Source organism: Microbacterium sp. GXS0129 (genome assembly GCF_044769785.1).
Classification (GTDB): Bacteria; Actinomycetota; Actinomycetes; order Actinomycetales; family Microbacteriaceae; genus Microbacterium; species Microbacterium nymphoidis.
The window spans coordinates 90,784-112,779 of the sequence record NZ_JBIZVZ010000007.1; the positions used below are offsets into that span (position 1 = coordinate 90,784).

20 protein-coding genes are annotated in these 21,996 nt (G+C 68.5%); 15 read left to right on the top strand and 5 right to left on the bottom strand.

What is annotated here, in order from left to right; genetic code table 11:
• The first annotated feature begins 21 nt into the window (after window positions 1–21).
• The 12 genes from ACIQJ5_RS17215 (at window position 22) to ACIQJ5_RS17270 (ending at window position 16,217) form a co-directional block, all read left to right on the top strand.
• The gene (locus ACIQJ5_RS17215; RefSeq protein ID WP_231093030.1) at window positions 22–942 is read left to right on the top strand and encodes a glutamate ABC transporter substrate-binding protein; all 921 of its coding nucleotides are present in this window, start codon (window positions 22–24) and stop codon (window positions 940–942) included.
• A 63-nt stretch (window positions 943–1,005) separates the two neighbouring features.
• Window positions 1,006–1,662, top strand: a complete 657-nt coding sequence (locus ACIQJ5_RS17220) for an amino acid ABC transporter permease (RefSeq protein WP_402845593.1) — start codon at window positions 1,006–1,008, stop codon at window positions 1,660–1,662.
• On the top strand, window positions 1,659–2,603 hold the full coding sequence (locus ACIQJ5_RS17225) for an amino acid ABC transporter permease (RefSeq protein WP_231093032.1): 945 nt from the start codon (window positions 1,659–1,661) through the stop codon (window positions 2,601–2,603). The genes ACIQJ5_RS17220 and ACIQJ5_RS17225 overlap by 4 nt, the downstream gene beginning before the upstream one ends.
• Before the next feature lie 80 nt (window positions 2,604–2,683).
• Window positions 2,684–3,724, top strand: coding sequence for a phenylalanine--tRNA ligase subunit alpha (pheS, locus tag ACIQJ5_RS17230; protein ID WP_231093033.1), 1,041 nt, complete (start codon window positions 2,684–2,686; stop codon window positions 3,722–3,724).
• Window positions 3,724–6,258, top strand: coding sequence for a phenylalanine--tRNA ligase subunit beta (pheT, locus tag ACIQJ5_RS17235; RefSeq protein WP_402845596.1), 2,535 nt, complete (start codon window positions 3,724–3,726; stop codon window positions 6,256–6,258). Before pheS ends, pheT begins: the two co-directional genes overlap by 1 nt.
• A 410-nt stretch (window positions 6,259–6,668) precedes the next feature.
• Window positions 6,669–7,721: an N-acetyl-gamma-glutamyl-phosphate reductase gene (gene argC, locus ACIQJ5_RS17240; RefSeq protein ID WP_402845598.1), complete on the top strand. Its 1,053-nt coding sequence runs from the start codon at window positions 6,669–6,671 to the stop codon at window positions 7,719–7,721.
• A complete protein-coding gene (argJ, locus tag ACIQJ5_RS17245; protein WP_402845600.1) occupies window positions 7,718–8,875 on the top strand; it encodes a bifunctional glutamate N-acetyltransferase/amino-acid acetyltransferase ArgJ in 1,158 nt (385 codons plus the stop codon). Before argC ends, argJ begins: the two co-directional genes overlap by 4 nt.
• Complete coding sequence (gene argB / locus ACIQJ5_RS17250; protein WP_402845602.1) at window positions 8,872–9,777, top strand: acetylglutamate kinase; 906 nt, start codon at window positions 8,872–8,874, stop codon at window positions 9,775–9,777. Before argJ ends, argB begins: the two co-directional genes overlap by 4 nt.
• Window positions 9,774–10,973 (top strand): acetylornithine transaminase, encoded by a 1,200-nt coding sequence (locus ACIQJ5_RS17255; RefSeq protein ID WP_402845604.1) that lies wholly within the window; start codon window positions 9,774–9,776, stop codon window positions 10,971–10,973. Before argB ends, ACIQJ5_RS17255 begins: the two co-directional genes overlap by 4 nt.
• Complete coding sequence (argF, locus tag ACIQJ5_RS17260) at window positions 10,970–11,899, top strand: ornithine carbamoyltransferase (protein WP_231093039.1); 930 nt, start codon at window positions 10,970–10,972, stop codon at window positions 11,897–11,899. Before ACIQJ5_RS17255 ends, argF begins: the two co-directional genes overlap by 4 nt.
• Window positions 11,896–13,317 (top strand): argininosuccinate lyase, encoded by a 1,422-nt coding sequence (gene argH / locus ACIQJ5_RS17265; protein ID WP_231093040.1) that lies wholly within the window; start codon window positions 11,896–11,898, stop codon window positions 13,315–13,317. Before argF ends, argH begins: the two co-directional genes overlap by 4 nt.
• Window positions 13,314–16,217 (top strand): DEAD/DEAH box helicase family protein, encoded by a 2,904-nt coding sequence (locus ACIQJ5_RS17270; RefSeq protein WP_402845606.1) that lies wholly within the window; start codon window positions 13,314–13,316, stop codon window positions 16,215–16,217. Before argH ends, ACIQJ5_RS17270 begins: the two co-directional genes overlap by 4 nt.
• 18 nt (window positions 16,218–16,235) lie before the next feature.
• On the opposite strand, the gene ACIQJ5_RS17275 is transcribed toward ACIQJ5_RS17270, so the two are convergent.
• Window positions 16,236–16,817 (bottom strand): DUF1349 domain-containing protein, encoded by a 582-nt coding sequence (locus ACIQJ5_RS17275; protein ID WP_231093042.1) that lies wholly within the window; start codon window positions 16,815–16,817, stop codon window positions 16,236–16,238.
• A 122-nt stretch (window positions 16,818–16,939) separates the two neighbouring features.
• Between ACIQJ5_RS17275 and ACIQJ5_RS17280 the strand changes: the two genes are divergently transcribed.
• Window positions 16,940–17,266, top strand: coding sequence for a hypothetical protein (locus tag ACIQJ5_RS17280; protein WP_231093043.1), 327 nt, complete (start codon window positions 16,940–16,942; stop codon window positions 17,264–17,266).
• Between the two features lie 61 nt (window positions 17,267–17,327).
• On the opposite strand, the gene ACIQJ5_RS17285 is transcribed toward ACIQJ5_RS17280, so the two are convergent.
• From ACIQJ5_RS17285 to ACIQJ5_RS17295, 3 genes are all read right to left on the bottom strand, one after another.
• Complete coding sequence (locus tag ACIQJ5_RS17285; protein ID WP_402845609.1) at window positions 17,328–17,747, bottom strand: four-helix bundle copper-binding protein; 420 nt, start codon at window positions 17,745–17,747, stop codon at window positions 17,328–17,330.
• A gap of 110 nt (window positions 17,748–17,857) precedes the next feature.
• Window positions 17,858–18,265, bottom strand: a complete 408-nt coding sequence (locus ACIQJ5_RS17290; protein ID WP_402845611.1) for a VOC family protein — start codon at window positions 18,263–18,265, stop codon at window positions 17,858–17,860.
• Between the two features lie 60 nt (window positions 18,266–18,325).
• On the bottom strand, window positions 18,326–18,733 hold the full coding sequence (locus tag ACIQJ5_RS17295) for a helix-turn-helix transcriptional regulator (RefSeq protein WP_231093046.1): 408 nt from the start codon (window positions 18,731–18,733) through the stop codon (window positions 18,326–18,328).
• Between the two features lie 62 nt (window positions 18,734–18,795).
• On the opposite strand from ACIQJ5_RS17295, the gene tyrS reads away from it, so the two are divergent.
• Together tyrS and ACIQJ5_RS17305 are read left to right on the top strand one after the other, a co-directional pair.
• Window positions 18,796–20,097, top strand: coding sequence for a tyrosine--tRNA ligase (tyrS, locus tag ACIQJ5_RS17300; RefSeq protein WP_231093047.1), 1,302 nt, complete (start codon window positions 18,796–18,798; stop codon window positions 20,095–20,097).
• A gap of 118 nt (window positions 20,098–20,215) precedes the next feature.
• The gene (locus ACIQJ5_RS17305) at window positions 20,216–21,007 is read left to right on the top strand and encodes a DUF4184 family protein (protein ID WP_402845614.1); all 792 of its coding nucleotides are present in this window, start codon (window positions 20,216–20,218) and stop codon (window positions 21,005–21,007) included.
• On the opposite strand, the gene ACIQJ5_RS17310 is transcribed toward ACIQJ5_RS17305, so the two are convergent.
• Entirely contained in the window at window positions 20,990–21,643 is a 654-nt protein-coding gene (locus tag ACIQJ5_RS17310; protein WP_402845616.1) for a pyridoxal 5'-phosphate synthase, read from the bottom strand. The genes ACIQJ5_RS17305 and ACIQJ5_RS17310 overlap by 18 nt on opposite strands.
• Window positions 21,644–21,996: the final 353 nt, after the last annotated feature.

Genomic DNA, 21,996 nt, shown 5'->3' on the forward strand with positions numbered 1-21,996 from the left:
GTACCGAACAAGGAGGAACACATGTCCAAGGCACGTATTCTCGCGGCGCTCGGCGGTATCGCCATCGCCGCCATCGCTCTGACGGGCTGCAACAGCGGCTCTCCGACGGGCTCCACCGGCGCCGGCACCGGCTCGACGGAGGGGGCGGGCGACGGCGCCTCGTCCACCCCGTGGACCGTCGCCACCGACGTGAAGCTCGAAGGCTCGCCAACGTTCGACAAGATCACGAAGGCCGACAAGATCGTCATCGGCGTCAAGGAGGACCAGCCCGGTCTCGGCTACAAGGATGCGGCCACGGGTGATCGCACGGGCTTCGACGTCGACATCGCGCGCTGGATCGCAGCGTCGCTCGGTTTCGACGAGGACAAGATCGAGTTCAAGGCGATCCCGTCCGCCAACCGTGAGCAGTCGCTGGTCAATGGCGACATCGACTACTACGTCGGCACCTACTCCATCACCGACAAGCGCAAGGAGCAGATCGACTTCGCCGGTCCGTACTTCATCACCGGTCAGGGCCTGCTGGTGCGCAAGGACGACGACACCATCAAGAGCGAGAAGGACCTGGACGGCAAGAAGGTGTGCTCGGCGACCGGGTCCACCCCGCTGCAGAACATCGAGGCGAACTTCCCCGGTGCCACGGCCGTCGGCCTCGACCTCTACTCCGCATGCGTCGATCAGCTGATCGACAAGACGGTCGACGTCGTGACCACCGACCAGGCCATCCTGCTCGGCTATGCCGCGCAGGACCCGGATGAGCTGAAGGTCGTCGGCGAACCGTTCACCACGGAGAAGTACGGCGTGGGTCTGCCCAAGGGCGACACCGCACTGAAGGACTTCGTCAACACGATGTTCACCGACGGACACGACGTCTGGCAGAAGATCTACGACAACAACCTCGGTGCCACCGGCCTCACGGTCGAGCAGCCCAAGGTCGAGGAGTAATCCACCTGTGCCGCGGCCGTCGTCCCTCGGGCGACGGCCGCGGCATATTCGAAAGGAGTGGCAGTGGATGCCATCTTCGGCAACGCCGACCTGTGGGGCCAGGCGATCGGGAACACCGTGATCCTGTTCCTCGTCGGCGGGGTTATCGCCCTCGTGCTCGGCTTCATCGTCGGCGCGATGCGCGTCTCGCCGGTTCCCGTCGCGCGCGCGGTCGGAACCGTGTACGTCAACATCATCCGTAACACCCCGCTCACGCTGGTGTTCTTCTTCTTCGTGTTCGGATATCCCAAGCTCGACCTTCCGCCGCTTTCGCCGCTGGTGCTCGGCATCGCAGCCATCAGCATCTACACGGCGACGTATGTGGCGGAGGTGCTGCGCGCCGGTATCAATACCGTGCCGGTGGGGCAGGCCGAAGCAGCCCGGGCGATCGGCCTTCCGTTCGGCAAGGTCATGTCGCTCATCGTGCTGCCGCAGGCGTTCCGCTCGGTGATGCCGCCCATGATGAGCGTGTTCATCGCCCTGCTGAAGAACACCACGATCGCGGCCGGCTTCGGCATCAAGGATCTCGCCGCGCTGCGCGCGACCGTCGCCGACTCCGCTGATCGCCCCGGAACCATGCTGGAGATCCTGCTGCTGGTGGCCGTGGTGTTCGTGGTCCTGGTGCTGGTGCTCAGCTGGATTCAGAACCGCATGGAGAAGAAGTGGAAGGTGGCACGATGAGCACGTCCGTCCTCTACGACGTCCCCGGACCCCGCGCGATCCTGCGCAACCGGATCCTCGGTGTCGTCACCGTGGTGCTGGTCGCTGCGATCCTCGGGTTCATCATCTATCGCTTCGCGGACAGTGGCCAGTTCAATGCCTCGAAGTGGAACATCTTCACGTACACCACGGTATGGACCGGCATGCTCTCCGCGCTCTGGGCGACGGTCAGCGCGTTCCTCGTGGCGGCGGTGGGCAGCCTGATCCTCGGGTTCGTGCTCGCCATCGGCCGGCTGAGCGATCACGCATGGGTCCGCCTGCCGGTGACGTGGATTACTGAGGCCTTCCGCGCCATCCCGGTGCTCGTGATGATGATGCTGTTCTTCTACGGCATCAACTCGATCCCGGGCATTCCGTTCAAGATGACCCCGTACATCGCGGTGGTCCTCGGGCTGGTGCTGTACAACGGCTCCGTGCTCGCGGAGGCGCTGCGTGCCGGCATCGAGGCGCTCCCGCGCGGGCAGAAGGAGGCCGGTTACGCGATCGGGCTCCGCAAGTCGGGCGTGATGACGCTGATCCTGCTCCCGCAGGCCGTGCGCAACATGCTGCCGGTGATCATCGCGCAGCTCGTGGTGACCCTCAAGGACACCGCGCTCGGCTTCATCATCACGTATCCGGAACTGCTGTACTACGCGAAGTTCCTCTCCTCGCAGCCGGGACGTCCCCTGCTGCAGGCCGGACTCGTGGTCGCGGTGATCTACATCTCCATGTGCCTGATCCTCTCCGGCATCGCCAAGTGGGTGGAGACACGGATGGTTCGTCGTCAGCGAGCACTGGCGTCCGACGCCGAGGGTACCGGCGGGAACCCGGCGCTCCAGCATGAGGTGACCACCACGGAGGTCATCGGCCTGCAGTCGCTGTCGGGCACCTACGACCAGGGGAACACCCCGCCTCGGGTGTGAACCCGTGCCCACGACGGACGGCCCCGGGCGATGCCCGGGGCCGTCCGTCGTGTCGGATGCCCGCCGGTAGACTGGAAAGCGTGTCTGAATCTCCCGTGATCACTCCTGAAGCGGTCAACGCCGCCGTGACGGACGCTCTCGCCGCGATCGCGGCCGCGCCCGACACCGCAGCGCTCAAGGCCGTCCGTGCCGCGCACCAGGGCGAGGGGTCGCCGCTGGCGTCCCTCAACGCCGCGATGCGCTCCGTCGCCCCCGCCGACAAGGCCGCTTTCGGCAAGCTGGTGGGTCAGGCTCGCGGCAGCGTCACGCAGGCTCTCGTCGCCCGCGAGCAGGAGCTGGAGGCGGCCGAGACGGCCGCGAAGCTCGAAGCTGAGCGCGTGGACATCACCGCGCTCGGTTCGCGTCGCGCCGTCGGCGCCCGCAACCCCCTCACCCTGCTGCAGGACGAGGTCAGCGACATCTTCGTCGGTATGGGGTGGGAGATCGCGGAGGGCCCCGAGCTCGAGCACGAGTGGTTCAACTTCGACGCCCTCAACTTCGACGTGGACCACCCCGCGCGGCAGATGCAGGACACGTTCTTCGTCGACCCTGTCGCCCGCCACCTGGTGATGCGCACGCACACCAGCCCGGTGCAGGTGCGCTCGATGCTCGATCGGGAGGTCCCCATCTACGTCCTGTGCCCGGGGCGCGTGTACCGCACAGACGAGTTCGATGCCACGCACCTGCCGGTCTTCACGCAGTTCGAAGGTCTGGTGGTGGACAAGGGCATCACGATGGCGAACCTCAAGGGCACCCTGGATCACGCCGCGAAGGTGCTGTTCGGCCCGGAGGCGAAGACCCGCTTCCGCACCAACTTCTTCCCGTTCACCGAGCCCAGCGCGGAGCTGGATCTGTGGCACCCCACGTTCCCGGGCGGAGCCCGCTGGATCGAGTGGGGCGGCTGCGGCATGGTGAACCCCAACGTCCTGCGCGCCGCCGGCATCGACCCCGAGGTCTACTCGGGCTTCGCCTTCGGCATGGGCATTGAGCGCACGCTCATGTTCCGCAGCGACGTGCAGGACATGCGAGACATGGCCGAGGGCGATGTCCGCTTCAGCGAGCAGTTCGGAATGGTGATCTGATGCGTATCCCGCTCTCCTGGCTCCGCGAGTACGTCGCGGTCCCCGCAGATGCGACCCCCGAGGACGTCCTCGCGACCCTCGTGAAGGTCGGCTTCGAAGAGGAGGACGTGCACGGCTTCGACGTGTCCGGTCCCATCGTGGTGGGGCAGGTGCTCTCCTTCGAGGAGGAGCCCCAGTCCAATGGCAAGACCATCCGCTGGTGCCAGGTCCAGGTCGCGCCCGAGGGCGAGAAGGCCGCCGACGGCGGCGACGCCGTGCACGGGATCGTGTGCGGTGCCGGCAACTTCTTCCCCGGTGACAAGGTGGTGGTGACCCTTCCGGGCGCCGTCCTCCCCGGACCGTTCCCCATCGCCGCGCGCAAGACCTACGGCCACGTGTCCGACGGCATGATCGCCTCGGCGCGCGAGCTGGGCCTCGGTGACGAGCACAACGGCATCCTGCGACTCGTCGAGCTCGGGCTCGACGACGCGCCGGTGGGCTCCGACGCCATCGCGCTGCTGGGGCTGGATGACCAGGCCATCGACATCAACGTCACACCGGATCGCGGCTACGCGCTCTCGGTGCGCGGCGTTGCGCGCGAGTACGCGCTCGCGGCCGGTATCGACTTCACCGATCCCGCCGATCGTCCCGCCGAGGAGATCGGTGAGGGCACCGGTTTCTCCGTGGTGGTGGACGACCAGAACCCCATCCGCGGAAACGTGGGAGCCACCGAGTTCGTCACCCGCGTGGTGCGAGGAGTCGACCCGTCGGCGCCCACGCCCGCGTGGATGATCGCGCGCCTGTCCCTCGCGGGCATGCGCTCCCTCGGTGTCCTCATCGACATCACCAACTACGTGATGCTCGAGCTCGGTCAGCCGCTGCACGGATACGACCTCGACAAGCTCACCGGTGGTATCACCGTGCGCCGTGCCGTCGCGGGGGAGAAGCTGACCACGCTCGACGGCGTGGAGCGCACGCTCAGCGACGAGGATCTGCTCATCACCGACGACGCTCAGGTGCTGGGTCTTGCCGGCGTGATGGGCGGGCTCACCACCGAGATGAGCGAGACCACGCGTAACGTCCTGATCGAGGCCGCCAACTTCGACACCGTCTCGATCGCGCGCAGCGCACGCCGCCACAAGCTGCCCAGCGAGGCATCGCGCCGCTTCGAGCGCGGCGTCGACCCGCTGGTGAGCTTCGTCGCCGCTCGACGCGCTGCCGACCTCATGGTCGAGCTCGCCGGAGGCACGCTGGACGAGCTGGGCGGACAACTCGGTGGCGAAGTGGTGTCGGTCGGCATCGACCTTCCCGATGGCTTCGTCTCCGGACTCATCGGCGTCGAGTATTCCGATGAGGAGATCGTCGGTGCCCTCACGGCCATCGGCGCACAGGTCGCACGTACCGATTCCGACGCCATGTCGGTCGTGATCCCTCCGACCTGGCGTCCCGACCTCACCGACAAGTGGACCCTGGCCGAGGAGGTCGCCCGCGTCTACGGGCTCGACCGGATTCCCTCCGTCCTGCCGACCCCGCCCTCGGGTCGTGGTTTCACCGCAGCCCAGACCGGCCGTCGTCGCGTGTCCAACACTCTGGCCGCCGCCGGCTTCGTCGAGACGCCGTCGTTCCCGTTCGTCGGCCGGGCCGCCAACGAACTGCACGGTTCAGCCGCGGGCGGACCGGTGCCGATGATCCGTCTCGCCAACGCGATCGACGGCGCGGCGCCGTTCCTGCGCCGTTCGCTCATCCCTGGTCTGCTCGCTGTGGCGCACCGCAACCAGTCGCGCGGTCTCGTCGACCTCGCGCTGTTCGAGGTGGGCTCGGTGTTCCTCCCCGTCGAGGGCGTGCAGTACGGCACCGACACCGTGCCTCCGCTCGGGGTACGGCCGAGCGATGAGGTGCTGTCCGAGCTGAACGCGTCCATCCCTCCGCAGCCGCGTCACGTCGCCATCCTGCTCACGGGCAACCGCGTGGCCAAGGCGCCCGGCCAGTCGGCCGAGACCTACGACCTCGTCGACGCTCTGGATGCGGTCCGCGCCATCGGCGTGGCTGCCGGGGTGAGCATCGATGTGGCCCAGGGGGAGCGGGCAGCGCTGCACCCGGGGCGCACGGGTGTGCTCTCGGTGTCCGGGGTCGAGGTCGGCTATGTCGGCGAGGTCCTGCCGCAGGTGTCTGCGGAGGCCGACATCCCCGGCCGGGTGTACGTCGCCGAGCTCGACCTGGACCTGCTGCTTTCCACGGCCGCCGAGCGCACCGTGGCGGCATCGCTGTCCACTTTCCCCGCGGCCACCCAGGACGTTTCGCTGCTCGTCGGTTCCGAGGTGACGGCGGGTGCGCTCGCCGCCGCCCTCACCGAAGGCGCGGGTGATCTGCTGGAGTCCGTGCGGCTGGTGGACGACTACCGCGGCGAGGGACTGCCGGACGGCTCGAAGAGCCTCACCTTCGCGCTGCGCTTCCGCGCGGCCGATCGCACGCTGACGGCGGCCGAGGCCACGGAGGCGAAGCTCGCCGGCGTGGCGGTGGCCACCGAGCGCCTGGGCGCACAGATCCGCGACTGAGCTCTGAGCACGAGGGGCGGGCACCGACCGGTGCCCGCCCCTCGTGCGTGCGGTGTGCCGGTGCTCGGTCTCGAATCCAGGACCGGGGCGCGAAAACAGGACCGAAGCCACCGATTCATCCTTGTTTCGGCGCATTCTCCTTGTTTCGGCGCATTCTCCTCGATTCACGACCCGCTCGGGAACACCGCGCGGTCATGAACGGACTCCGATTTCGGGCGGCAGGGCCCGGCGCGCTAGCATGGCCTCTATGTCGCAGACGCTCACCCGCATCACGCTCGTCACGAGCGTCGTGGCGCGTCGACGTCAGGCGGGACGCCGAATCTAGGCGACCCCGCTTTCGTCGCGTCTGCATGCGGCGGAACGCCGGTGTCGCCTTCCTGGCCCCGTTCCGCTGACTTTAAGGTAGAAACATGACGTATTCGGTCGCCGTCTCCGGCGCATCCGGCTACGCGGGCGGCGAGATCCTGCGCCTGCTCGCGAACCATCCGGACATCGAGATCCGCACGGTGACGGCTCATTCGAACGCCGGTCAACCGCTCGCCCTCCACCAGCCGCATCTGCGGTCCCTCGCACATCTCACGCTGCAGGACACCACCCCGGAGATCCTCGCAGGCCACGACATCGTGTTCCTCGCCCTTCCGCACGGTCAGTCCGGGCAGTACACCGACCAGCTGGCGGATGTGGCCCTGGTCATCGACGCCGGCGCGGATCATCGCCTGACGGACCAGAGTGACTGGGATGACTTCTACGGTGGCCACTTCCACGAACCGTGGACGTACGGCGTACCGGAGCTGCTCATCGACGGCGGCGCGCGCAAGCAGCGCGAGCGCCTGGCCGGTGCCACGCGCATCGCTGCTCCCGGCTGCAACGCCTCGACGGTGGAGCTGAGCCTTGCCCCCGGGATCGCCGCCGGTGTGATTGAGGCGGACGACATCGTCTCCGTCCTCGCAGTCGGACCTTCCGGTGCCGGCAAGAGCCTCAAGCCCAACCTGCTCGCGAGCGAGATCCTCGGCTCCGCAAACCCCTACGCGGTGGGCGGCACCCACCGGCACATCCCCGAGATCCGGCAGGGGCTGCGGTGGGCCGGAGCAACCGGGCCGGTGCGCATCAGCTTCACCCCCGTACTCGTCCCGATGTCCCGGGGGATCCTCGCCACCACCACGGCGCGGATCGCCGATGGCGTCTCGGACGCACAGATCCGTGAGGCCTGGCAGCACGCGTACGGCGACGAGACCTTCGTCCAGCTGCTGCCCGAAGGGCAGATGCCACGGACGGCCGACGTCACCGGCGCGAACACCGCGCTGATCGGCCTGTCCATCGACCGCCGCGCCGGGCGCGTGATCGTGGTCACCGCTGTCGACAACCTCGCCAAGGGCACCGCCGGTGCCGCTATTCAGTCCATGAACATCGCGCTCGGCCTCCCCGAGGACCGGGCCCTCACCGTGAACGGAGTCGCACCGTGAGCGTCACGGCCGCACAGGGATTCGAAGCCGCGGGTGTCGCGGTCGGCCTCAAATCGACGGGCAACCGCGATGTCGCGGTGGTCGTCAACCGCGGTCCGCTGAAGGTGGGCGCCGCCGTCTTCACCTCCAATCGCGCTCAGGCCAACCCGATCATCTGGTCGAAGCAGGTGATCCAGGACGGCGTCGTGGAGGCGATCGTGCTGAACTCCGGCGGGGCGAACTGCTTCACGGGTTCCTTCGGCTTCCAGACCACGCACCAGACCGCCGAACGCGCAGCCGAGCTCCTCGGCGTCAGCGCGGGTGACGTGCTGGTGTGCTCCACCGGTCTCATCGGCACGGGCGACGAGGTCTTCCGCGGCAAGGTGCTGGAGGGTGTTGCGCAGGGCATCGCGGAGCTGTCCGCCGATGGCGGCGAGAACGCTTCCCTCGCCATCATGACCACCGACACGCGTCCCAAGCGTTCCGTGATCTCTCGCGATGGCTGGACCATCGGCGCGATGGCGAAGGGTGCGGGCATGCTCGCTCCGGGGCTGGCCACGATGCTCGTCGTGATCACCACCGATGCCGTGCTCACCAGCGAGCAGGCCGACACCGCGCTGCGCGCCGCGACGCACGTCAGCTTCGACCGGCTGGACTCCGATGGCTGCATGTCCACCAACGACCAGGTCACGCTTCTGGTCTCCGGTGCCTCGGGCATCACCCCTGACCTGGCCGACTTCACCGCGGCCCTGACCGAGGTGAGCGCAGACCTCTCGCGGCAGCTCCAGGGCGATGCCGAGGGAGCCAGTCACGACATCACGATCGTCGTGCGGGGAGCGGCGAACGAGGACGACGCCGTCGAGGTGGGGCGCTCCGTCGCGCGCAACAACCTGTTCAAGGCTGCGATCTTCGGCAACGACCCGAACTGGGGCCGCGTGCTCGCCGCCATCGGCACCACACAGGCGGAGTTCGACCCGTACAACGTGGACGTTTGGATGAACGGCGTGCGTGTCTGCCACGAAGGCGGGCCGGACGCGCCGCGCGAAGAGGTCGATCTCTCCCCGCGTGCCACCGAACTCGTCATCGATCTGCTGACGGGGGACGCCACCGCAACGATCCTCACCAACGACCTGACCCACGACTACGTGCACGAGAACAGCGCCTACGCCTCATGACCGACGACAACCTCCAGCACACCGATCCGATCGCCGCCTCCGAGCGCGCGGCCATGCTGATCGAGTCCCTGCCGTGGCTGCAGAAGTTCCGCGACGCCATCATCGTGGTCAAGTACGGCGGAAACGCGATGGTGTCCGAGGAGCTGCAAGACGCGTTCGCCGCCGACATGGCCTATCTGCGCTACGTCGGCATCCAGCCGGTGGTTGTGCATGGCGGGGGGCCGCAGATCTCGAACATGCTCGATCGCCTCGCCATCCCGAGCGAGTTCCGCGGCGGATACCGCGTCACCTCCACCGAGGCGATCAGCGTGGTGCGCATGGTGCTCACCGGCCAGATCAATCCGCAGCTGGTCGCCAAGATCAACTCCCACGGGCCGATCGCCACCGGACTGTCCGGTGAGGATGCGGGCCTGTTCGGCGGTCGCCGCCGGGGCGTGGTGATCGACGGTGTCGAGGAGTCCCTGGGCCGTGTCGGCGACGTCGTCACCGTCGATCCGACCCCCGTGCTCGATCATCTCGCCGCGGGGCGCATCCCCGTGGTGTCCTCGATCGCGCCCGATCTGGATCACCCCGGTCAGTCGCTCAACGTGAACGCCGACGCGGCGGCCGCGGCTCTCGCCACCGCGCTGGGGGCGAAGAAGCTGGTCATCCTCACCGATGTCGCCGGCCTCTACGCGGACTGGCCCAACCGGGACTCTCTCGTCTCGCACCTGAACGCACAGGAGCTGCGCGCACTCATGCCGAGTCTGGAGAGCGGCATGATCCCCAAGATGCAGGCCTGTCTCGACGCCGTCTCCGGTGGTGTGAGCAGCGCCGCGATCATCGACGGACGGGTGCCGCACTCGGTGCTCGTCGAACTCTTCACCAGTCAGGGAATCGGAACGGAAGTGGTGGCGCAATGAGCGCATGGCAGGACGACGCGACGCGCGATCTGATGGGGCTGGGCGGCCGCCTGGCGCTGCTCGTGCGCGGCGAGGGGTCCGCGGTGTGGGACGCAGAAGGCAACCGCTACCTGGACTTCCTCGGCGGCATCGCCGTCAACAGCCTCGGTCACGCGCACCCGGCTTTCGTCGCGGCGGTCTCAGACCAGGCGGCGGTGCTCTCGCACGTGTCCAACTACTTCGCCACCCCTCAGCAGCTCGAGCTTGCCGCCACCCTGAAGCGTCTGGCCGGTACCGGAGACGCGGGGCGGGTCTTCTTCGCCAATTCCGGCACGGAGGCGAACGAGACGGCGGTGAAGCTGGCCCGTCTGCACGGGAATAAGGTCGGCAAGAAGGGGCTGGTCAGCCTCAACCACGCCTTCCACGGTCGTTCGATGGGGGCCTTGTCGCTCACGCCGAAGCCGCTCTATCAGGACGCCTTCCAGCCGCTGCTGCCGGATGTCACCTACATCGACAACACCCTGGACGCGCTGGAGGAGCTGGACTGGTCCGACGTCGCGGCGATCTTCATCGAGCCGATCCAGGGCGAAGCAGGAGTGGTCGAGCACCCCGCTGGCTTCCTTCGCCGCGCCCGGGAGCTCGCCACGGCGAACGACGCGCTGCTGATCGTCGATGAGGTGCAGACCGGGATGGGACGCACGGGGGACTGGTTCGCCTTCCAGCGCGAGGGCATCGTCCCGGATGCGATGACGCTGGCCAAGGGCATCGCCGCCGGCTTCCCGCTGGGGGCGCTGGTCACCTTCGGCGATGCGAGCGAGCTGTTCTACCCGGGCACCCACAACTCGACCTTCGGCGGCAATCCGCTCGCCACGGCCGTCGGCATCGCCGTCATCGCTGAGATCGAGGACAACGACCTGCTCGCGAACGTGAGTGCACGCGGCGAGGAGCTGCGGGCGGCCGTCGCCGATCTTCCCCTGGTCGCCGGAACCTCCGGAGCGGGCCTGCTCATCGGAATCCAGCTCGACGGCCCGCACGCCGGTGCCGTTCGCGAGGCGGCCCACCGGCACGGGCTGATCGTCAACGCGCCGACCGATGACGTCATCCGCATCGCACCGGCCTACACGATCGGCGACGCCGAGGTCGAAGAATTCACCCGTCTGTTCGCCGCCGCGCTCGCGGACGTGAACGGCACCGCACCCGAGGAGAACCACGCATGATCCGTCACTTCCTCCGTGACGACGACATCACCCCCGCCGAGCAGGCGGAGATCCTGACGCTTGCCACGCAGCTGAAGACGGACCGCTGGCAGACGAAGCCGCTGGCCGGACCGCAGACGGTCGCGGTGATCTTCGACAAGTCATCGACGCGCACCCGCGTGTCCTTCGCCGTGGGAATCGCGGATCTCGGCGGCTCGCCGCTGATCATCACCACCGCCTCCAGCCAGCTCGGCGGGAAGGAGACGCCCTCCGACACCGCGCGCGTGCTCGAGCGCCAGGTCGCTGCGATCGTGTGGCGCACCTACGGCCAGGCGGGTCTCGAGGAGATGGCCCGTGGCACGACCGTGCCGGTCGTCAACGCGCTGTCCGATGACTTCCACCCCTGCCAGCTGCTGGCGGACCTGCTCACCATCCGGGAGCACAAGGGCGAGCTCGCCGGGCTCACCCTGTCCTTCTTCGGCGACGGGGCCAGCAACATGGGCCACTCGTACCTCCTCGCCGGGGCCACCGCGGGAATGCACGTCCGGATCGCCTCGCCCGCGGGGTACGAGCCGCGTGCCGATGTGGTCGCCGATGCCCGTGCCATCGCCGCGCAGACGGGTGGCTCGATCCTCGTGACCACGGACATCGCCGAGGCCGCGTCGGACGCGGACATCGTGATCACCGACACGTGGGTCTCCATGGGTAAGGAGGAGGAGAAGCAGGCGCGCCTGGACACCCTCGGCGCGTACAAGGTCACCTCCGCCGTCATGGCCCAGGCCGCGTCGGATGCGATCTTCATGCACTGCCTCCCCGCCGACCGCGGATACGAGGTCGACGCCGATGTGATCGACGGCGACCAGTCCGTCATCTGGGACGAGGCGGAGAACCGCCTCCACGCGCAGAAGGCGCTGCTGGTCTGGCTGCTGCAGAAGGCGAACGCATGAGCGGGCAGCACGGAACCAACGAGGGCTCCCTCTGGGGCGCCCGGTTCGCAGGGGGGCCGTCGCCGGCCCTCGCCGCGCTCAGCCGCTCGACCCACTTCGACTGGGTGCTGGCGCCGTACGACATCCGCGGTTCGAAGGCGCACGCCACGGCGTTGAACGCTGCGGGCTACCTCACCGATGACGAGCTGCACGACATGCACGCTGCTCTGGACCAGCTGGCTGCGGACGTCGCCTCCGGTGCGTTCGTCGCCGCCGACACGGATGAAGACGTGCACGGTGCGCTCGAGCGCGGACTGATCGAGCGCGCCGGTGCAGAACTGGGCGGCCGCATTCGCGCCGGTCGCAGCCGCAACGACCAGATCGCCACTCTCGTGCGGATGTTCCTGCTCGATCATGCGGCCATCATCGCCCGCGAGATCGGCGGCCTGATCGACGCGCTGCTCGCGCAGGCGGAGGCGGCCGGAACCGCGATCATGCCGGGGCGCACGCACCTCCAGCACGCCCAGCCGGTCCTTCTCGCACACCACTTGCAGGCGCAGGCGTGGCCGCTGGTGCGCGACCTGGAGCGCCTGCGTGACTGGCGTCGCCGCGCGGTCGTCTCGCCCTACGGCGGGGGAGCGCTGGCGGGTTCCACCCTCGGCCTGGACCCGGCGCTCGTCGCCCGTGAGCTCGGCCTGCAGAGCCCGGCACCCAATTCGATGGACGGCACGGCCGCCCGTGATGTGGTGGCGGAGTTCGCCTTCATCACCGCCATGGTGGGCGTGAACCTGTCGCGCCTGTCGGAGGAGATCATCCTCTGGAACACCCGCGAATTCGGCTTTGTCACGTTGAACGACGCGTACTCGACCGGCTCGAGCATCATGCCGCAGAAGAAGAACCCGGATATCGCCGAGCTGGCGCGGGGGAAGTCGGGTCGTCTCATCGGCAACCTCAGCGGCCTGCTCGCGACGCTCAAGGCCCTTCCGCTCGCATACAACCGCGATCTCCAGGAGGACAAGGAGCCCGTCTTCGACTCCGTCGCCACGCTGGAGGTGGTCCTGCCCGCCTTCACCGGCATGGTCGCGACCCTGACCTTCCACACCGACCGCATGGCGGAGCTCGCGCCACAGGGCTTCTCGCTCGCGACGGACGTCGCTGAGTGGCTGGTCAAGCAGCGTGTTCCGTTCCGCGTCGCGCACGAGGTCTCCGGAGCCCTCGTTCGCGCCTGCGAGGAGCGGGGCATCGGGCTGGAGGACGCCGACGATGACCTCCTCGCGGCGGTCTCCGAGCACCTCACACCGGAGGTGCGCAGCGTCCTGTCGATCGAGGGTTCGGTGGCCAGTCGCGACGGCATCGGCGGCACCGCCCCGGTGCGTGTCAGCGAACAGCGCACGCAGCTCGCTGCCGAGGCGCGGGAACTGGTCGCCGTCTGGGCATGACCCCGACCGCGCAGCCGCCGGAGAGCGCCCTGAGCACATGGGCATTCTCCGGCGTTCTGCGTTCCTCGCAGCAGGCCCTGCTGGACGCCGTGCACGTGCGGCCGCCGGAGCCGCTGCACCTGGTCGCGCCGCCGGGTGCGGGAAAGACGCTCATGGGTCTCCTCCTGGCGATGCGCCGGGGGTCGCGTGCCGTGGTGCTGGCGCCCACAACGACGATCGCGCACCAGTGGATGACCCAGGCGCTGGCCCTCGCACCGCATCCGGGTGCGGTGTCCGACGATCCCGCCCGGATCGCCGATCTCACGGTGCTGACCTATCAGCGCATCAGCGTTCCCGACCGGTCCGATGCGTTCGAGCCGATGGCTCGCGATCTCTGGGTGACCGAGCTCGTGGACGGAGGGCAAACTCGGCCCGAGGCCACGGCGCTCGTAGCCGCGCTGGCGGTGGAGAACCCGGCGGCCTACCGATCGGGGATCGCGCGACGGGCGACGAGGCTGCGGCGCAGCCTCGTGCGCCACAGCACCGAAGAGCTGGCGGCATGTCTGCACCCGAACGCGCGCCGGCTGCTCGACGATCTCGTCGACGCCGGCGTCACGACGGTGGTCCTCGACGAATGTCACCATCTCACCGATCACTGGGCCCTAGTGATCGCCTATCTGCGCGCCCGGATCGCGCAAGCCGGCAGCGAACCGCTCCTCGTCGGCCTGACGGCCACCGTTCCCTCCCCCCAGGACGCCACGGGCTACGAGAATTACACCGGCTTGCTGGGCGAGGTCGACTATGAGGCGCCCACCCCGGCTGTCGTGCGGGAAGGCGCCCTGGCGCCGTATCGGGACCTCGCCTGGTTCACCGCACCCACGATGGAGGAGGCGACGTTCCTCGCGGGACGCGATGGACTCCTGGCCGCGCTGATCCGCAACACCCTCGGCCGCGATGAGGGGGTCGTCTTCCTCCTCGACGTGCTTCTCGGCGATCGGGGAGCCGGTCGGCAGCTCACACGCGATGAGATCGACGCGCGCATCTCGAGCGCCTACGTCGACGACTTCCCGATGGCTGCTGCTGCGGCCGCCGTGCTCCGCGATGTCGCGCCGACGAACGACCTCCTGCCCCTGCTCCCGGACGAATCACGCTTGATCGGCGATGACGCCCTGCGGCTTCTCGCGCGTTTCCTCGTCCAGCACGTGCTCCCGGACCCCGCGCGAGCGGAGGACTGGGCCCGCGCACGGCGAACCCTGGCGGATTTCGGCTATGCCCTGACGGACCGTGGTCTTCGACGTGCCCGGGACCCGATCGAGTCGACACTCGCCACCTCGGCGGCAAAAGACCGCGCGGCGGCAGACATCCTGGCACAGGAGCTCGCCTCTGCGGAGGCCGATCGCGTTCGTGCGGTCGTGGTGTGCGACTTCGCCGAGCACGGCAACCGGGCAGGACGCACCGCGCGCCGCGGTGGCGCACTGCGGTGCTTCGATGCGCTCGTCGCGGATCCGCGGCTGCAGCAGGCCACCGCCATCCTCGTCACCGCCAGACACGTGCGGGTGGCGTCGCGAGACCTGTCGTTCCTGCTGCCGCGATTGCAGCGCGTGCTGGGCACGGTCCCGCAGCTCGGCGTGGTCGAGGGGGACACCACCGAGCTCGTCGTGACGGGCGTGACGCGTGCGCGCGTCATCGCCGGGGTCTCGACGCTCATCGGGGAGGGTGTCGTCCGCGTGCTCGTCGGCACGCGCGGACTCCTCGGAGAGGGCTGGGACTGTCCCGCCGTCAACACCCTCATCGACCTCACGACCGCATCGACGTCGGCCGCCGCTCAGCAGCTTCGGGGGCGGACCATGCGGCTGGACCCGGGCTGGCCGGAGAAGGTGGCACACAACTGGAGCGTGGTCACCCTGCTCCCGGCCGCGCGGACGACGGGAGCGCTCGCGGATGTGAAACGGCTCGGGCGCAAGCTCGATGCCCTGTGGGGTGTGCGCGCGGAGAACGCCCCTGACGTCGTTCGCGGCCCGAGCCACACCCTCACGGGAGCGCAGCGCGGCCTGCTCACACAGGTGCGCGAAGGGCGAGCACCCGGCGACGTCATCGCACGCCTGCAGAAGCTCACCCCGATTCGCTCGCGCGCCGAGACACGGGACCGGTGGCGCCTGGGGGAGCCGATCGAGAACATCGAGCGACGGATGACGGTGGTCGCGGGGGTGGACAGAGCGCTGCCTCCCGCACCCTTCCGTGCGCGGTTCTCGCGCTCTCTGGGAGCCGCGTCGGCCGGAGGAGCCGTGCTGGCATCACTCACGACGGCAGCGTCGGCGGCCCTGCTCGCGCTCGGCACACAGCCGGGGGCCGGATTCTGGATCGGCGGCGCCGCTGCGCTGACGACTGCGCTCACGGTGCCGGCCGGCATCTCCTGGTGGCGGATGCGCCGCCGCGTGCCGGATGACATGGCGCTGTGGACACAGACTGCGCATGCCGTCCGCGACGCGCTGGTGGCCGACGGAGCGCTCTCTCGCCCTCACACTGTCCGGGCGAGCATCGTGGAGCGGGAGGTTCGGATCGTGCTGGAGGGCGCGGGCTCCGGCGAGCAAGCCGTCTTCCGGCGCAGCCTCATCGGACTGTTCGAACGTGTTCGCACACCGCGCTTCCTGCTCGAGGTCGACCGTGGAGTGGTCGGTGACCCGCTATCCCGACTCGCCATGCGAGCGACTCGGGGCCGTGGGGATCTGCTGGCGGTACCGAAGGACCTCGGCCGCCGGCGCGGCACGGCGGTGGCGTTCGCGCAGGCGTGGAACGACCGCGTGGGCCCGGCGGTGCTCCATGAGATGAACAGCCGAGACGATGCAGCTCTCCTCGCCGTTGCACGCCGCCAGTCGCGCACGGGATCACCTCGTCCCTTTCAGCGCGACGTCTGGAGCTGATGGCCCGGTGCCGGGCGATCAGTGGATCTCGGTGTCGGCGGCCCCGCGCGTCCAGGAAGTGAACGTCACGACGAGCCCGCTGCGCGTGGGAGCCGCCAGGAACGGACCCGCCGTGACCGGGACGTCGCCGGGGAACGGCGCGAGCCGGACCAGCCGCCAGTGCTCGTCCTCGCCGGATCGCGCGCGGATGATGAGGGCGTCGGCCCAGCGGCTGACACGGAGGATCAGTCCGCGTCCCGCCCACTCGTCCACGTGACCCACCGACCAATCCGAGGCGCCGTTCGTGACCACCGCGCCCAGGCCGAGGTGTCCGTCGGCGAACTCGACGCCGGCCTTCACCCAGCGTTCCGCGTCCGCTCGGACGAACACTCCCGCCTGATCGAACTCGCCGGTGAAGTCGCCACGGAAGCCCACCTCCATCGACTCACCGACCTCCAGCGGCGCGAGGAGCGCGTGCTCGTTGTCATGGGTGAAGCCGTAGGCGGTGCGCAGCCACGCATCGCTGCCCTCCGCGGCCTCGACGGCGAGCGCACCGTCGAGAGTGGACGATGAGACGGGGGCGGTGGTCCACGATCCGGACTCCCAGGCGACGATTTCCATGACGCCATCATGACCGATCGTGACGACGTGCATGTCGCTATGTGACGCCTCGCGTGACGTGGCCGCTGCGTGAGACGTACCGTGGACCAACCGATCAGCAGACCCGAGAAGGGAACGGAACGATGTCCACCACCACGCGCCTCGAGCAGTCCATCCAGACCGCTTGCGAGCACGGCGCGATGTGCGTGCACGACCGTTCCGGCCATGGTCTGACGGGCATCCGCCTGCGCCTGGCCCTCACCACCCGCTCGGGATGGCGAGATGCCGTCATCGAGTCGGTCGACGCGGACGGCTGGATCGATCTGCGCCTGCTCGCCGACGGCGACCTCGTGCGGGTCTGGAACCATGCCGATCTCAGCGAGGTGCTGGTGTCCGGCGAGCCGGTGGCTCTGCACGAGCGCTACGAGGTGCTCGCCGCCGGCGCACTCCATCTGAACATCGCGGTCTGAGCCGCGCACGCGAAGAAGGGTCCGTGCCTGTAGGCACGGACCCTTCTTCGTTTCGGGACGCTTACGCTCCCATCGAGGCCATCATCTTCTCGCAGGCCTTCATGCAGGTCTCGGCGGCCATCATGCACATGCGGCAGGTCTCGCTCATGTCCGCGTGCTTGGCGCACTCGTCCATGCAGGCGCGGCACATTGCGATGCACGCCTGCAGCATGGGCATCATCGTCTCGGCCGACATGCTCATCGGGCGCATCATCATCTTCATCATGGTGGAGCAGACGTCCGCGCACATCGCGCACATCGACGCGCACATGCCCATGCCGTCCATGCCCGACATGGCGTCGGAGCACATCGTGCACGCCTGCATACAGGCGTTGCACGCCTCCATACACTCCTGCATCACCATCATGTCCATGTTCTGCATCATGCTGTCCTGCATCATGGACGCGGGCATCATCTTCATCATGTCCGTCATCTGGTCCATAGCCGACTCCTCTCGATCGTGCGGATGCACGTCAGTCGGCTGGCACCCGCGGTTATGACGAAATGTTACGCGCGTGTGGCGGCGTTGCGGAAAACTCCTCGTGAAATATTTCAGCCCCGTGGCTGCTGCACACGAATGGCCGTGCCCGCAGGGTCACGCAGCGCGAAATCGCGTACGCCGTAGTCCTGCTCGAGGATGTCCTGCACGATCTCGGCGCCGGCGTCCACCGCTCGCCGGTAGGCGGCATCGAGGTCGTCGGTCGACAGGACGAGCTGGGGAAGAGATCCTGCCGCAAGCAGCCGGGAGAGTGTCTCGCCGTCCTCCGGGGAGACGCCCACGCGCGGGCTGGTCAGCACGATCTGACCCGGAGCGCCTGCCTCGGAGCCGAGCGTGACCCAGCTGAACTCGCCGTAGTTGACCTCTGTCAGCACGGAGAAGCCGAGGGTGTCGCGGTAGAACGCGGTGGATGCGGGGATGTCGTCGGAGAGCACGGTGGTGAACTGCAGATTGATCGTCATGCGGTCAGCCTACGAACGCCGGGCGGGATGCGCTTCTTCGAATCTGCTCGTCCACCTCGCTCAGTCCTCGTAGCGGCGGCGACGGGTGAAACGGGCGGCCACGAACGGCGGGACCAGCTCGATGTCGGCATGCTCGCGCCGCGCGTAGGCGGATGGCGTCTCCCCATACACCTCCCGGAAGCGCGTGCTGAACGAGCCCACGGAGCTGAGACCCACCGCGATGCAGGCATCCGTGACGCTCGCGCCCTGGCGCAGCAGCCAGGCGGCTCGCTCGAGACGCCGCGTCAGCAGGTACTGGTGCGGGCTCTCGCCGTACAGAGCGCGAAACGACCGGGTGAAATGGGCCGGGGAGAGGTGCACGTGGGCGGCGACATCGGGAATCGTGAGACCGTCCGCGTATCGCCGGTCGATGAGGTCGCGAGCCCGCCGCAGCAGGCGAACGGTGTCCAAGTCGGGCTTCGCGCTCACCCGCCCACCCTATCGAGGGCAGCGGTCACGCCGGGGTGCGCGCACGACCTAAGCTGGAACGCATGGCAACCGCAGTTGATATCGCGACGCCGCCCGCAGCAGATCCCGCGTTCGAGAACGTGTGGGACGAGCTGGTCTGGCGCGGACTCGTGCACGTGTCCACCGATCAGGAAGCTCTTCGTGAGCTGCTCGGCGGGGACCCGATCGTCTATTACTGCGGCTTCGACCCGACGGCGCCCTCGCTGCACCTCGGGAACCTGGTTCAGCTGCTCACGCTGCGCCGCATCCAGCTCGCCGGTCACCGTCCTCTCGGGCTCGTGGGAGGCTCCACCGGGCTGATCGGCGACCCGCGGCCCACGGCCGAGCGCACGCTCAACACGCCGGAGACCGTGGCGGCCTGGGTGGACCGTCTGCGCTCGCAGGTGGAACGCTACCTGAGCTTCGAAGGCGACAACGCCGCACGCATCGTGAACAATCTGGACTGGACCGCGCCGCTCAGCGCGATCGACTTCCTTCGTGAGATCGGCAAGAACTTCCGCGTCGGCACGATGCTGAAGAAGGATGCCGTCGCCACGCGGCTCAACTCCGAAGAGGGCATCAGCTACACCGAGTTCAGCTACCAGATCCTGCAGGGGATGGACTTCCTGGAGCTGTACCGTCAGTACGGGTGTGTGCTGCAGACCGGCGGATCCGACCAGTGGGGAAACCTCACCAGTGGTACCGATCTCATCCGCAAGGTCGAGGGCGTGAGTGCTCACGCCATCGGCACCCCGCTGATCACCAACAGCGACGGCACCAAGTTCGGCAAGTCCGAGGGCAACGCGATCTGGCTGGACGCATCGATGTGCAGCCCCTACCGGATGTACCAGTTCTGGCTGAACACGGACGACGCCGACGTGATCGATCGTCTCAAGGTGTTCACGTTCCTCACCCGCGATCAGATCGAGGACTACGCCCGCCTGGTGGCCGAGGAGCCCTTCCGTCGCGAGGCACAGAAGCGACTGGCGCTCGAGGTGACCACGACGGTCCACGGTCCGGAGGCGACCGACGCGGTCATTGCGGCTTCCGAGGCGCTGTTCGGCAAGGGGGATCTGGCAGCGCTCGATGCCGACACGCTGCGCACGGCACTGGAAGAGCTTCCTCACGCCGACGTGGCTCGCGGATCCACCGTCGTGCAGGCACTGGTGGACACCGGCCTGTGCAGCAGCGCCAGCGAAGCGCGTCGTGCGATCAGCCAGGGCGGCGTCTCCCTCGACGGAGTCAAGATCGACGATGAGAACGCCGTCGTCACGGGCGCCCTGCCCGGCGGGGTCTCTGTGCTGCGGCGCGGCAAGAAGACGCTTGCCGGTCTGTTCGTCTCCTGACGTGATCCCGAGAAGGGACCCGGAACCACCTGGTGGCTCCGGGTCCCTTCTGCCGTGATCCGTAGACTCGGTGCCGTCGCGGGGGGCATCCGTCTCCGGGCGCCGAGAGGGGGAGCGTGTGCCGCTCACAGTCAGTCACGCGGTCGTCGCGCTGCCGTTTCTCAGGACGCCCCTCGTCCCGTCGGCGATCGCCATCGGATCGATGATCCCCGATCTGCCCATGTTCCTGCGTCCCCTGGGAGTGGTCGGGGTTACGTACGCCCGCACGCATGACTACGCCTGGTTGCCGATGACCGTTGCCGTCGCCCTGGTTGCTCTGCTGCTGTGGCGATGCATCCTCCGGCCGGCGACCGTCGAGCTCGCGCCGCGCTGGATCGCCGAGCGCCTGCCGTCGTCCTGGAGTGGCACGGCCCGGGCCGCGCTTCGGGAGACGTGGACCCGCGGGCGGAGCAGAGCCCTGACCGTACCGATCCTCGTCGTCTCCATTGCTCTCGGTGCGGCATCGCACATCCTCTGGGACTCGTTCAGCCACGAGGGGCGCGGGGGGACGGCGTTCGCCGGACTCGACGCGCTCTGGGGGCCGTTACCCGGCTACAAGTGGCTGCAGTACGGCTCCGGCGTGATGGGCCTGCTCATCCTCCTGGTGTGGGGCGCGCTGTGGTTGCGAAGGCAGCCGGTCCGTGCGATCCGGCGGCGCGTGAGCTGGAAGGTCCGTGTGCTCTGGTGGGCGTCGCTTCCGGTCGTGCTGCTGATCGCGGGGGCACTCGTGCTGGCGGGCGGCGCGCCGCAGGGGGAGACCTTCACGGCCGGGCACCTCGCCTACGGCGTGCTTCCTGCCCTCGGCGCGTGGGGCCTGGTCACGCTGGCCCTGTGCGTCGTGATCTCGGTGAGGTCACGGCCACAGCAGTGAACGGGTCCACTCGTCGCCACTGCGTGTGTACGCCAGGCGGATCTGGCCCTCGTCGGGGGTGGAAGCCCAGAACTCCACCTCGTCCGCGACAACGGTGAACACCGCCCAGATGCCGGAGACATCGGCCTCCCCGCCCTCGATGCGCTCGAGCTCGTCACGGAACAGGCGGATGTACTCCGGACGGGACGGCAACGGTGAGCTCTGCGTGCCCAGGCGCCCGGCCGCGCGGGAATGCGCGGGTCGCGCCTGTTCGTCCGCTCGGGCCACCGCTTCGGGCTCGCGCCTGACCAGTCCGCGCACCCGCACCTGTCGGCCCAGTTCGCGCCAGTAGAACGTGAGCGCCGCATGCGGGACGCGCTCGAGCTCCGCCACTTTGCGGCCGTCGGTGCGGGTGGCGAACACCACACCGTCGTCGTTGACGTCCTTCACGATGAGTGTGCGCGCATTCGCGGTGCCCGCGACCGAGACCGTGCTGAGAGTGACGGCGTGGGGGACGAGGACGCCGGCAGAGATCGCCGCGTCGAGCCACTCGACCAGCAGCGGGAGCGGCCGAGCCGGTGCGCTCTCCACGGGAAACGGCGGCAGGTCTACAGCGAACGAGGGGAGGGCGCGCAGTCGGTCGCGAAGGGACGTCATGGGTGAACGCTAGCGGGACACCGGCCGCGACACGCCCGGGCTGCAGGAGAGATTCGACAGCGAGGCCGGATGGGCGTAAGTTAGTTCCTGTTCGCCCCACAGGGTAGAGCGGAGGCCCTCGGGTCCAGCTCCCCTCAAGCGGAGAACACCTCATCAAGAAGGAACGGACGATCGTCCGGGCCTGGCTCTCGAAGCCTAGATGAAACAATCGGATCACGGAGATCATCGGCCACCGGCTCCTCGGAGCAGGACAGGTTCGACGCCTCCCGATCCACCGAGAAGTTGCCCCGCAGCTAAGCCCCGTGTGGGTGGTGTGTGGGAGCATCCGATCCTTGAGAACTCAACAGCGTGCA